The organism is Corallococcus sp. AB032C, from assembly GCF_003668935.1.
Lineage (GTDB): Bacteria > Myxococcota > Myxococcia > Myxococcales > Myxococcaceae > Corallococcus > Corallococcus exiguus.
The window spans coordinates 1-11,326 of the sequence record NZ_RAWP01000177.1 but is presented as its reverse complement, the minus strand read 5'-3'; the positions used below and the strand labels follow the sequence as shown (position 1 = coordinate 11,326).

10 protein-coding genes are annotated in these 11,326 nt (G+C 69.1%); 8 read left to right on the top strand and 2 right to left on the bottom strand.

Features of this window, described 5'->3' with window-relative positions; genetic code table 11:
* The 8 genes from D7X99_RS39935 to D7X99_RS39900 all read left to right on the top strand — a co-directional run.
* Window positions 1-399, top strand: a 399-nt coding sequence (locus tag D7X99_RS39935; protein ID WP_121782324.1) for a hypothetical protein, incomplete at its 5' end; no start/stop codon positions are given.
* On the top strand, window positions 396-1,433 hold the full coding sequence (gene epsD / locus D7X99_RS39930) for an exopolysaccharide biosynthesis glycosyltransferase EpsD (RefSeq protein WP_121782322.1): 1,038 nt from the start codon (window positions 396-398) through the stop codon (window positions 1,431-1,433). The genes D7X99_RS39935 and epsD, both read left to right, overlap by 4 nt.
* A 5-nt stretch (window positions 1,434-1,438) precedes the next feature.
* A complete protein-coding gene (gene epsC, locus D7X99_RS39925; RefSeq protein ID WP_169827560.1) occupies window positions 1,439-1,975 on the top strand; it encodes a serine O-acetyltransferase EpsC in 537 nt (178 codons plus the stop codon).
* A gap of 65 nt (window positions 1,976-2,040) precedes the next feature.
* On the top strand, window positions 2,041-4,215 hold the full coding sequence (gene epsB / locus D7X99_RS39920) for a GH44 family glycoside hydrolase EpsB (protein ID WP_121782321.1): 2,175 nt from the start codon (window positions 2,041-2,043) through the stop codon (window positions 4,213-4,215).
* Between the two features lie 10 nt (window positions 4,216-4,225).
* Entirely contained in the window at window positions 4,226-5,029 is an 804-nt protein-coding gene (epsA, locus tag D7X99_RS39915; protein WP_121782320.1) for an exopolysaccharide biosynthesis glycosyltransferase EpsA, read from the top strand.
* A gap of 259 nt (window positions 5,030-5,288) precedes the next feature.
* Window positions 5,289-8,138 carry an Ig-like domain-containing protein gene (locus D7X99_RS39910; RefSeq protein WP_121755736.1) on the top strand — a complete coding sequence of 950 codons (2,850 nt, stop codon included), beginning with the start codon at window positions 5,289-5,291 and terminating at the stop codon, window positions 8,136-8,138.
* A gap of 89 nt (window positions 8,139-8,227) precedes the next feature.
* On the top strand, window positions 8,228-9,571 hold the full coding sequence (locus tag D7X99_RS39905; protein ID WP_121782323.1) for a restriction endonuclease fold toxin 5 domain-containing protein: 1,344 nt from the start codon (window positions 8,228-8,230) through the stop codon (window positions 9,569-9,571).
* Window positions 9,572-9,585: 14 nt separating this feature from the next.
* Complete coding sequence (locus D7X99_RS39900) at window positions 9,586-10,299, top strand: immunity 52 family protein (protein WP_121782319.1); 714 nt, start codon at window positions 9,586-9,588, stop codon at window positions 10,297-10,299.
* A 3-nt stretch (window positions 10,300-10,302) separates the two neighbouring features.
* Here the strand turns inward: D7X99_RS39900 and D7X99_RS39895 are convergent, their stop codons facing one another.
* Window positions 10,303-10,788 (bottom strand): cupin domain-containing protein, encoded by a 486-nt coding sequence (locus D7X99_RS39895; RefSeq protein ID WP_121782318.1) that lies wholly within the window; start codon window positions 10,786-10,788, stop codon window positions 10,303-10,305.
* 28 nt (window positions 10,789-10,816) lie between these two features.
* Window positions 10,817-11,197 (bottom strand): helix-turn-helix domain-containing protein, encoded by a 381-nt coding sequence (locus D7X99_RS39890; RefSeq protein ID WP_120580792.1) that lies wholly within the window; start codon window positions 11,195-11,197, stop codon window positions 10,817-10,819.
* Window positions 11,198-11,326 lie beyond the last annotated feature (129 nt).

Below are 11,326 nucleotides of genomic sequence, written 5' to 3'. Positions count from 1 at the left end.
GCCCATCCCGGTGCCCCCGCGCAGGACGCGGCCCAGGCCCTGATGGAGGCCGGTGCGCCCTACCCGGAGCCTCCCCTGCGCATGGTGGACGCCACCGGCATCGAGCCCGCCGGCGCTCCGCGCATGGTCCTGGAGGTCCGCCGCCGCGTGGAGCAGGGGGAGCGGGTCATCGTGGTCATCGACTCGCTCCTCACCCACCCGGCGAGCCTGCCGCTGGCCCTGGCCGCGGACACCGCCCTGCTGGTCGTCACCCTGGGCGAGACGGACTTCGGCTCCGCGCAGAAGACCCTCGCCCTGGTGGGCGAGGACCGCTTCGCCGGCAGCGTCACCTTCCCGCGTCCGACCAAGAAGCAGAAGCGCGCCGCCGCTGACGCAGCCAAGAAGAAGAAGACGCCATGAGCCCTTCCGACTCTCCCGCTGTCCCGGCCCCCCGGCTCAGCGTCGTCATCGCCACGTACAACCGGCTGCCCCTCATCACCCGTCTGCTCCAGCAGCTCGCCGGCCAGACGCTGCCGCCCGAGGACTTCGAGGTGGTGGTGGTGGACGATGGCTCCGCCTCCGACGTGAAGGGCCCGCTCTCCGAGCTCAAGCTGCCCTACACCCTGCGCGTGGAGGTGCAGCAGAACGCGGGCGCCGCCGCCGCTCGGCACCGGGGCGTGCTGGCCGCTCGAGGCGCCACGGTGCTCGTCACGGATGACGACATGCAGGTGGCCTCCGACTTCCTCGCGCGCCACCTGGCCCACCATCCGCAGGGCTCGCGCAACGTGGTGCTGGGCCGCATCCGGCCAGACCCCGAAATCGGGGAGATGCCCCTCTTCGAGCGCTGGTACGCGCACCTCAACAACCGCATGGCGGAGGAGCTCTCCGTCCCCGGCGTGAAGGCGCACGGCAACCACCTGTACACGGGCAACGTGTCCTTCCCCCGCGCGGACTACGTGGGCGTGGGCGGCTTCGACAAGACGCTGGGCCAGTCGGAAGACGTGGAGCTGGGCGTGCGCCTGGAGAAGGCCGGCTGCGCGTTCCACTTCGCGCCGGACGCGTACGTGCTGCACGGCAGCGACCACGTCAGCTTCGAGAAGTGGATCCGCCGCGCCCACCGCTACGGCATGTTCGACACCCACGTCTCCGTGAAGCACCCGGACGTGAAGGGCGTGAACCCCTGGCGCCTCTTCTTCGAGACGAACCTGCTCTCGCGCCCGCTGCTCGCCTCCGCGGTGGTGGCGCCGCAAGCGTCCCGCCGGCTGACCGAGGCCGTGGTGAAGGCCTCCAGCGTCGCGGACAAGCTGGGGCTCACGGGCGCCGCGTACGCGGGCACCTCCGTGGCGTACGGCATGGAGTACCTGCGCGGTGCCCGCACGGAGGCCGGCGGCTGGGTGGGCGTCGCCAAGGGCCTCGCTCGCTACCTGCAGGGCCGGGGAAATCCCCAAGGATGAAAGCCATGTTCGGAGCCCTCATCTCGGACGCGCTGGAGATGGCCAAGGCGGCCACCGGAACGACGGACGCGAAGTCCATCGCCAAGGTGGTGCTGACCAGCGACTCGTACCGCATCACCGCGCTCAACCGCGCGCGGGAGGCGGCGCTGGCCTTCCACATCCCGCTGGTGAACCACGTGCTGCGCGTGGCCCAGACGGCGGTGATGGGCATCGAAATCGGCAAGGACGTGACGCTGGGCAAGGGCGTGTACTTCGTGCACAGCCTGGGCGTCGTCATCGGCGGGGACTCGCGCATCGGCGACCGCGTGCGCTTCTACGGCAACAACACCGTGGGCACCGCCAAGGACAACGGCTACCCCACCATCGAGGATGACGTCTGGATTGGCGCGGGCGCCCGCATCCTCGGCCCCGTGCGCATCGGCGCTCGCTCGCGCATTGGCGCGAACGCCGTGGTGCTCCAGGACGTGCCGCCGGACAGCGTGGCGGTGGGCATCCCCGCGCGCATCTTCCCGCGCAAGGACCTGGACGAGGTCCCGCTGTAACCGTCGCGCCGTCGTTCGTTGATCCGCTGTACCGGTTCGTTCCGGGGGATGCGTTGAGGAAGGTCATGGCAGAGACGAAGCACGGACGGTGGAAGCGGACCGTCATCCTCACCTGCGCGGTGCTGGGCGGCGGCGCGGGCGTGGCCATGGCGCAGCAGGGCTCGACGAAGGGTGCTGCTGCTGCTGGGGACGCGGCGCCCGCCGCGCAGCCCGCCGCCACGGACACGGTGGCCGTGTACGACGGGGGCATCCAGGCCGGATGGAAGGACATCGGCTGGGCGCCTCGCGAGCTTCCGAAGGGCGCTCCCGCGCGACTGCGGATGTTCAACTACGGCGGGTGGATCCTCTACCGGCCCAAGCTGCCGGGCGCGTACGGCGCGCTGACGTTCCGCTTCACCGCCCCGGAGTCCTACGGCGAGTTCCTGGACGTGCGCCTGGACGCCCCCGGCGCCGCGACGTTCCCGCACGTGCGGATCAGCCCGGAGTTCATCGTCAAGAAGGACCGCGAGTGGGCGGAGGTCGTCGTGCCCATGGAGGTCCTCAACCCGCGCAGTCAGCCCTTCGACCGCCTGGTGCTGCGCGCGTCGAAGGAGGTGGGCCGGGACTGGGTGCTCTTCGACAAGGTGGCCCTGGTGCCGCTGTCGCCTGACGTCGCCGCCGCGCGCGCGGCCGGTGGCGGGCGCATGGGCCGGGGCGACGGCCGCGAGTCGAAGATGATCATCGACTGCGCCGCGCCGTCCAAGCCCATCAACCCGCTCATCTACGGCATCGCGCTGGACGGCAACAAGGAGACGACGGACACGCACCAGTGGAAGCTGGGCGCCACCATCCGCCGCTGGGGCGGCAACCCCACGTCCCGCTACAACTGGAAGCTGGGCCGCGCGTGGAACACCGGCAACGACTGGTACTTCCGCAACGTGCAGCTGGGCTTCGGCGCGGATGACTTCCTGGAGTCCAACCGGAAGAACAACGTCCAGTCCGCGCTCACGCTGCCGCTCATCGGCTGGGTGGCCAAGGACACGTCCGCCGTGGGCTTCCCGGTGTCCTCGTTCGGCCCGCAGCAGGCCCAGGACGACACCGACCCCGCGGGCGGCAACGGCGTGCGCCGCGACGGCACGCCCCTGGTCCCCGGCGCTCCCACGACGACCAGCGTGCAGGCCCCTCCGGAGTTCATCTCCGAGTGGGTGAAGTCGCTCAAGGCCCAGGACGCGAAGCGTGGTGGAGCCCGCGGCGTGAACATGTACATCCTGGACAACGAGCCCGCCCTCTGGAGCTCCACGCACCGGGACGTGCATCCGGATCCGCTCACCTACGACGAGCTGCTCAAGCGCACCATCGAGTACGGCACCGCCGTGCGGAAGGCGGATCCGGAAGCGGTCATCGCCGGTCCCGCGGAGTGGGGCTGGACGAACTACTTCTGGTCCGCCGCGGACTTCGCCCCCGGCCGCCCGCCGTACACCGACCGCCGCGCGCACGGCGACGTGCCCCTGTTGCCCTGGTACCTGCGCGAGCTGCGCGACCACGAGAAGAAGACGGGCGTGCGCCTGCTGGACGTGGTGGACGTGCACTTCTACCCGCAGACCAACGTGGGCCTGGGCCTGGAGGGCGCCACCGACCCCGACACCAACGCGCGGCGGATCCGCTCCACCCGCGCGCTGTGGGATCCGACCTACAAGGACGAGTCCTGGATCGCCGAGCCCATCCAACTGATCCCTCGCGTGAAGCAGTGGATTTCGGAGAACTACCCCGGCCGGGGCGTGTCCATTGGCGAGTACAACTTCGGCGCCATGAAGCACATGAGCGGCGGCCTGGCGCAGGCGGAGGCCCTGGGCCGCTTCGGGCAGCAGGGGCTCACGTCCGCGTTCTTCTGGCAGTACCCGGCGGAGAACAGCCCCACGTTCTGGGCGTTCCGCGCGTACCGCGACTTCGACGGGCGCGGCGGCCGCTTCCAGGACAACGGCCTGTCCACCACCGCGGCGGAAGGCACCAGCCTCTTCGCGTCCCGCGATGCGTCCGGCAAGAAGCTCACCGCCGTGCTGCTCAACTTCGACCCCGAGCAGCCTGCCCAGGCGCAGCTGGAGTTCAAGGGCTGCGGCTCGCTCAACACCGTGCGCGTCATGGGGTACTCGGGCGCGCCGGGCGGTTTCACCGAACAGGCCACCGGCAAGCAGGCCGAGCAGACGCTGTCGCAGCGCCTTCCCCCCTACTCCATCACCGTGCTGGACCTCACGGTGAAGTGAAGACGACGCCTTGACCACCGCACACGCCCCCGCCGCCGCTTCCCCTCGCCCGCGCCTGAACATCGGCCAGCTCACCATCGACCAGCTCACGTTCCCGGAGGCCATCACGGCCATTGGCGAGCTGGTGGACGCGCACCAGGGCGGCTACGTCTTCACCGCCAACGTGGACCACGTGGTGCTCGCGGAGACGAACACGCGCTTCCGCGACGCGTACTCCAAGGCCACCATTTCGGTCGTCGACGGCATGCCCATCGTCTGGGCGTCGCGCATGCTGGACGTGTCCCTGCCGGAGCGCATCGCCGGCTCCGACCTCATCCTCCCGCTGGTGAAGATGGGCGCCGAGCGCAAGTGGCGCATCTTCCTGCTGGGCGCGGGCCCCGGCGTCGCGGAGAAGGTGGGCAAGCAATTCCAGGCGGAGTACCCCGGCATCGAGGTCGTGGGCTGGGACTCGCCCATGGTGAACCTGGACGCGGGCGACGCGCAGAATGATCCCATCGTCGCGCGCATCCGGGAGCAGGACCCGCACCTGCTCTTCGTCGCGCTGGGCAGCCCCAAGCAGGAGGTCTGGATTTCACAGGTGGCCCAGAAGCTGGGGCCCACGGTGGCCATCGGCATCGGCGCGGGGTTCGACTTCATCGCCGGCACCGCCAAGCGCGCCCCCGAGTGGATCGCCAAGGCCGGCTTCGAGTGGCTCTACCGCCTCACCCACGAGCCCAAGCGCCTGTGGCGCCGGTACATCCTCAATGACTCCCAGTTCGGGATCATCCTGCTGCGCGAGCTGTGGAAGCGCACCCGGGGTTCACAGGAAGGCTGAGTCCCTAGGGACTCGCACGACTGGCCGTATGTCCTTGATTTCTAAGGCTTGGGCGCATTGCCCCTCCCTGGACAGTTACAGCCAAACTTGAGTATTCTAGCCCCGCACGCCTTTCGCGGGGTGCTTCTTCCAGCCGGACGCGGGTTTCGGATCACCGGGGCGCTGAGGTGAAGCGCGGGTGGACGGGCCGGGGTGTGCGCTGGGGGCCCTGAGCCTCGCGTCCGGGTGTGCCCACCCGCAGGCCCCTGGACGTTCCCTCATGTCATCAGCCGTATCCCGTTCGTCGCCCCGTTGGGCGGCGCGACTCGTCACGTTCGCGGTGGTGTTGCTGTCGGCCTTCAGCCTGCCGGCGGCCGCCGCCACCAACACGGAGGCCACGCAGAAGGCCATCCAGTTCCTGAGCGCGGACGTGGCCAACTGGACCACGCACGAGAACTGCATCGCGTGCCACCGCCAGGGCGCGGCGGTGTTCGGCCTGTCGAGCGCCAAGGCCAATGGCTACAACATGGCGCAGACGGCGACCAACGGGCGCACGCTCCAGCAGAACCTGGACGCCATCACGGCGCGCATCAAGACGGACCAGCTTCCTTCCGGACACTGGCTGTATCAGGGGTCCGCGTACCCGAACTCCAAGACGGGCTGGGCGTCGTTCGGCCTGGCGGGCTTCGACCAGTACGTGTCCACGCAGTACAGCAGCGCGCTGGTGATGGCGGCCAACTGGGCGCTGGGCATGCAGCAGTCCAGCGGCCGGTGGAACGAGGACCACAGCGGCACGCCGGTGAACCACGGCAACGTGCCCATCACCGCGCGATACATCGTGGCGCTGGCGCAGGCGAAGCAGCGCGTGGACCCGGCGAAGGCGGCGCAGTACCAGGCGGCCATCGACAAGGCGGCCGCGTACCTGCGGGCCAACATCAACACGGCCACCACGGGCGTCTTCGACGACGGCATGCCGTACACGTTCCAGAAGTCGTGGGCCATCGTGGGCCTGAAGGCCGCGGGGGCGGGCGCCAATGGCGTGAACACCACCACCATCCAGACGCTGGCGAACCAGCTCATCGCGATGCCCGCCGTGAGCGGCAAGGGCTGGGGTCGCCTGCCGAGCGATGCGTCCGACGACTTCGCCACGGGCATCGCCGTGTACTCGCTGTGCCTCGCGGGCAAGGAGCCGGCGAGCAACGCGCGCCTGTTCAACGCGATTGAATGGCTGAAGACGAAGCAGGCGGCGGACGGTGGCTGGGAGCCGGGGTCGGCGGCGCGGGACATCCCGACGACGTTCGCGTCGCTGGGCCTGGCGTGCTTCGGCGACTTCAGCGTGGAGGTGTCCGTGGTGGGCGAGGACACGAAGATGTTCCCCATCTACGACCCGGCCGCGCAGGAGACGACCTACACGTTCAAGGTGAAGAACCACGGCTACCAGGCGGACACGTACACGATGAGCACGGCGGGCGGCCTGCCCGGCTGGACGGCCACGCTGAACAAGCCGACGGTGTTCCTGGCGTCCGGCGCGGAGACGACGGTGACGCTGACGGTGCGCGCACCGCCGCAGCTGCTGCCCTCGCTCCTGGCGGACGTCACGGTGACGGCGGCCTCGGGTGGCGCGGCGGGTGTGTCCGCTTCCGCCCGCGCGCGGACGTATACGCCTCCGCCTCCTCCGGTGACGGGCGTGGCGACGACGACGACCATCGTCACTCCGGCGGCGAACGCGAGCGTGACCATTGGCCAGGCGACGCTCCTGTCCGCGCGGGTGCGGAACGCGTCGAACAACGCCGTGGTGGCGGGGCCGCTGAAGGGCGTGGTGACCTTCTTCGTGGCGGGCGTGGCGATTGGCGCGGATGACGACGCGGACGGCGACGGCGTGTTCTCCCTGCCGTGGAGCATCGCGACGGACACGTGGACCGCCACGGGCGCGCAGGACTACCGCGCGGTGTACTCCGGCGTGACGTTGCAGCCGGCCAACCCGAACCTGCTGGGCAGCACGGCGGCGCAGACGCTGAACATCAATGCCTATCCGTACACGCCGCCGGAGGTCATCATGGGCAACCAGCCCGCGTTCCTCCGCGAGACGACGCTGAACGCGTGGGGCTTCGTGAAGCCGGCCACCAACGGCGCGGTCATCACCTACGCGGCCTTCATCGTGAACGGCGGCACCCCGGTGGTGGTGAACCCCGAGCTGAGCGGCGGTCTGGTCTACGTGCCGGTGGAGCTGGTGGAGGGGCCGAACATCATCCAGCTCACGGGCCGCGACAACCTGGGCGGTGTCACGACGAAGCAGATCAACCTGACGGTGGATCGCGTGGCGCCGGTCATCACCATCCAGTCGCCGGTGTCTGGCCAGGTGGTGGGCGGGTTGGTGGATGTCATCAGCCAGATTGACGAGCAGACGCCGACGCGCGTGGAGACGCAGTGGGTGAACACCACGCTGCTGGAGTTCGGCACCGGTTCGGTGACGCACCCGGTGAGCCTGCCGAACTTCGGCGAGCAGGGCATCCTGGTGCGCGCCACGGACTCCGCGGGCAACGTGACGGAGGCCGTGGTGCATGTGTTCGTGGATTCCGGCTCGCCCACGGTGACGACGGACACGGCGGACGGGGCCACGTTCGGGCCTCGCGCGAACAATGCACTGCCGTATGTGATTCGCGTGTCGTCCGTGTCCGCGACGACGGTGAAGCTTGGCAACCAGCAGTTCCAGCTGCCGCGCGGCGGCGGTGAAATCCAGACGTCGGTGACGCTGGCGTCGGGTGTGAACACGCTGACCATCGACGCGACGAACGAAGCGGGCCGCACGACGCGCGTGACGCGCACGGTGCGCTACGACACGCAGGCGCCCACGGCGACGCTGGTGACGCCGGCTCCGGGCGGTACGGTGGGTGGCGTGGTGACGCTGACGGCGCGGGTGACGGATGCGCTGAGCGGCATCAAGAACGTGGCGTTCACGCGGGACGGGTCGGGCATCCGCGCCGGCACGCTCCAGTCGAACGGCACGTGGACCGCGTCGCTGGACACGCACGAGTTGCTGGATGGCACGCACACGGTGGACGTGTGGATGACGGACGCGGTGGACAACTTCGTCATCCAGAGCTTCAGCTTCACGGTGAAGAACAACTAGCCGTCTGTCGTTGACGGTGGTGCCCCTTCGGGGCGGAGGGTCCTCACGGGCCTTCCGCCCCGTTGTCTTTGGGGCGCATGCTGTTGGGCATGCGTGCACATAGGGCCAGCGTGTGGATGTTGTTGTTCGTGCTGCTCACGGGCTGCGCCAGCGGGCCTACGGTGCGGTTGCGCACGAAACGGGGGACTACGACGTATGCGCCGGAGACTTGGGACCGGCGCGTGCCGGTCAGTGCTCGGGATTTCGAGGCGGCGCTGGCGCGATTGGTATTGGAGGTGCCGCTGACGGTGCGGTCACCGAGGGTGGTGCGCACGGTCGCGAAGAAGGGAGCGCAGCTGGACCTGGGGTTCGGGTTCATGCTGCGGGACGGGTACGGAAGGTGGTGCCGTGCGCATGAAGCTCCGGGGGACTGTCTGTCGTTGCTGGAGGATGGCGCGGGCTTCAGTGAGTTGGACCGGCTGACGCTCGCGGTGGGCATGTCGCTGGACCCTCTGCGCGCGAGCATCGGTGAAGCGTTGCAGGGCACGTTGAATCCGGAGTTCTTCGTGTCCGTGGTGTCGGGCGCGATTGCGTCCTGGGTGGTGTTGGCCGCGGCTCCGGAGCCTGTGTTCACCAAGGCCGCGGCGGTGATTGCCGCCGTGTTCCTGGCGTACGTGGGTGTGCAGTCGTTCCTTGCTGTGGTTCGCGCGTGCGGGGCGTTGAAGGATGCGACGGACCGGGCGCAGACGTTCCAGGAATTGGAAGAGGCGGCGGAGGTCTTCGCGCAGGCACTGGGGCCGGAGGTGGCGCGCGTCTTCGTGCTCGCGGTGACGATGCTGGTGAGTCACGGCGTGACGGTGGGGTTGTCATCCGCGCTCTCGCTGATGCCGCGCTTCCCGGACGCGGTGCGGTTGGGCTCGACACAGGCGGGCTTCAACCCGGCGCGCGTGCTGGACGTGAGCGCGGTGGCGGTGGTGGACGGAGTGGTGGAGGTGACGCTCGCGTCCACGGCGGTGGCCATGGCCACGATGGGCCCGCCTCCTCCGAGTAACAGCGCAGGAGGCCCGGGCAAGTGGGTGCAGGTGAATGAGTCGATGTCCGACCGTGCCCGCGACTATCAAGCACAGGTGACGGGTGCGCCGAAGGGCTCCGCGTACCGGGTCAAGAGTGGGGACGATGAGGTCGATTTCGATGGCTACGACCTGGTCGACGATTTGCTGCTGGAGGCCAAGGGCGAGGGCTACGCGAAGTTCATCAAGGACGACATGACACTGAAGGAGTTCTTCAAGGGCTTCGACAAGGTGCTTGCCCAAGCCGAGCGGCAGGTCAATGCGGCAGGAGGAAGGCGCATCCGCTGGATTGTCGCCGAGGAGCGGTTCGCCGAACTCCTCCGTGCAGCATTCCAGCAGAACAAAGTCCCCATTGAAGTGGTGCCCATCGCACCGATTCGATGAGGCATGCTGGAGCCATGGTCGAGACATATTACGCGGGTTGCTACTGGCTGGTCCGACCCGAGCCGGTGGAGGCCTGCGCTCGGCGCTTGGAATCTTTCCTCGCGAAGATGGGCCCGCTCGAGCCAACCTGGAACCGCTGGCATCAGTCTGCGGCAACCTTCGAAAAGGCACGCAAGCGACAGGTCCAGCCAGATGCCGCGACGCTCGCGAAGCTCCTGGGTCAGAAGAGCAACCGGATTGGCGACAGCTTCAGGTTCTGGCTCTGGGCCGGGGAGACGCCGGATGAAACCTCGGGCATCAATGGCAGATGTGGCGGGGCCTCGATGCACTTGAGTTCCACCTGCATCCTCCACTCGCTGGGCCAGAGTGAGGTCGCGAAGCGCGTGGTGACCGCGCCAGTCATGACCGGCGTGGTGCGCGCCATGGCGCTCGCGTGGCAACCCGAGTTCGCCCTGGCTGCCTCCGACCAGCACCGGGAGCTCGTAGCGGTGCCCATGATCGAGAACTACATCGGCTGGGTCACCTACCTCGCCGACTTCCGCGGCCCCGTGCCCCCGCTGCCCTCCTCCGTCCAGGTGGAGCACGTCCCGGACCGGGGCACGCTCATCACCCTCACCCAGGAGAAGTTCAGCGTCTCCAACCCCGCCCACGTCGCCCTCGCCGCCGACGTCCAGGCGCGCCTCCAGGCCGCGGGGCTGCTCACCCCGCTTCGCCCCTGGGGCACCTGAGCCTTACCGCCGCCCGGCCTTCGAGAACCTTCGCAGCAGCGTCTCGTGCGCCGGGTGGCGGGCCACCAGCGCCTCCTCCTCCGGCAGCTCGAAGTCCGCGAACTCGAACCCCGGCGACACCGTGCAGCCCACCAGCGTGTACGCGCCCAGCGGCTCCGCCGCCTGCAGCACCCCCGCCGGCACCAGCACCTGCGGCTGATGTCCCTGCGTCACGTCCCGCCCCAACACCGGGGACTCCACCCGGCCGTCCTCGTGCACCAGGTGCAACGCCAGCGGCTCCCCGTCGTGGAACAGCCACAGCTCGTCCGCGCCCACCACCCGGTGCCACGCGGAGAACTCCCCCCGCTGCAACAGATAGTAGATGGCCGTCCCCGCGGACCTGCGGCCCCGCAGCGTCTGCACCTGGAACGCCGCGCGGTAGGTCTCCCGGTAGTAGCCACCCTCGGGATGGGGCTTGAGGTCCAGCCTCCTCACCAGTTCTTCAACCATGGTGGGCACAGTCTAACGCCACGTCCCCTCAGGGCTTCTTCTTCTGCTGCTGCATCGCGGACGCCACCAGGTTCATCAGCTTCAACTGCACCGGCGTCAGCCTCCGCAGGTTGCGCATCAGCCGCCGCATCTCCGGCACGTCCTCTTCCGTCCGCACCCGGGGCTTCTCCTTCGGCGGCGGCGCCGCGAACTCCTCCCCCAACCCCAGCAGGTCGTGCGGCGGGATGTTCAGGACGACGCACAGACGGCGCAGGTTCTGCACGCTCGGCAGCATGTGGCCACGCTCCAGCCGGCCATACACCTCCGACGCCATGCCGATGCGGTCCGCCACGTCCGCCTGCGTCAGACCCAGCTTCACCCGCACGTTCCGCGCCGCCGCGCCGAGGATTCCCGCCAGTTCCGTGTCCATGCCCTTGTCCCAGGTGCGAAGCGCCTCCATGGCACCGGGCGCTGGGCATAACCCTGAAGGTCGGGTCATGTCACCTTACCTCTGGCGTTTTTTCCGCCTCCCCCATCCGACCCCAGACGTCCCCCACGA

Bases quoted from the DNA above. Each gene is read 5' to 3' on its own strand.
- epsD (WP_121782322.1), top strand. From the start codon at position 396: ATGAGCCCTTCCGACTCTCCCGCTGTCCCGGCCCCCCGGCTCAGCGTC.
- epsB (WP_121782321.1), top strand. From the start codon at position 2,041: ATGGCAGAGACGAAGCACGGACGGTGGAAGCGGACCGTCATCCTCACC.
- D7X99_RS39900 (WP_121782319.1), top strand. From the start codon at position 9,586: ATGGTCGAGACATATTACGCGGGTTGCTACTGGCTGGTCCGACCCGAG.
- D7X99_RS39895 (WP_121782318.1), bottom strand. From the start codon at position 10,788: ATGGTTGAAGAACTGGTGAGGAGGCTGGACCTCAAGCCCCATCCCGAG.
- epsC (WP_169827560.1), top strand. From the start codon at position 1,439: ATGTTCGGAGCCCTCATCTCGGACGCGCTGGAGATGGCCAAGGCGGCC.
- D7X99_RS39910 (WP_121755736.1), top strand. From the start codon at position 5,289: ATGTCATCAGCCGTATCCCGTTCGTCGCCCCGTTGGGCGGCGCGACTC.
- D7X99_RS39890 (WP_120580792.1), bottom strand. From the start codon at position 11,197: ATGGACACGGAACTGGCGGGAATCCTCGGCGCGGCGGCGCGGAACGTG.
- D7X99_RS39905 (WP_121782323.1), top strand. From the start codon at position 8,228: ATGCGTGCACATAGGGCCAGCGTGTGGATGTTGTTGTTCGTGCTGCTC.